This window comes from Pedobacter sp. 01N416, from assembly GCF_056399685.1.
Genome location: NZ_JBFTRT010001081.1, coordinates 1 through 500, shown reverse-complemented (window position 1 = coordinate 500; position 500 = coordinate 1). Strand labels below are relative to the sequence as shown.

At 44.4% G+C, this 500-nt stretch carries 1 protein-coding gene; it reads right to left on the bottom strand.

What is annotated here, in order from left to right; translation table 11 throughout:
• Positions 1-500 (bottom strand): DNA/RNA non-specific endonuclease (locus tag AC1DND_RS29330; protein WP_477586549.1); only part of this gene is annotated, 500 nt, incomplete at both ends.

Sequence of the window (500 nt, the reverse complement as noted above, 5' to 3'; positions counted from 1 at the left end):
CCATTGTCGATAGTATAAGTGATGCCGCCATTGCTTCCTGTACCGCCCGATCCATAAGAACCGCAAATAACATATACTTCGTTACCTGCTGTTACCAGCGAGCGGGTGTAGTTTTCAAGATCGGCCCATGGTCCTTGGTTATTATTTGGTGCCTGAGGCATCATGTTGCTCATTAAGAACGTAGAAGAATTTGCGGCTACAGAGGCTGTTCTATCTGCTGAAGGGCAGTTATGGCCACGATCAAAACCTGAACCTGAATAGCTGCTGCTCGATACTTGGTACCATCCAGAAGGCAAAGTATTATCTGCTCTAAAATCGTCTTGGCGAGGAGTTGAACCTAAATCAGATGATCCAATGTGCCAGCTTACCCAATTAGGTGTAGCCCTTGTTTTGCTGTAAGAAAGTGTATAATAAGTGCGTTCCATCAGGTAATTTTCTGGATAAGAAGTACTGGCAACAGCATTGCTTGGGTTACCCATTAAAAGATGACTGTTATCTCC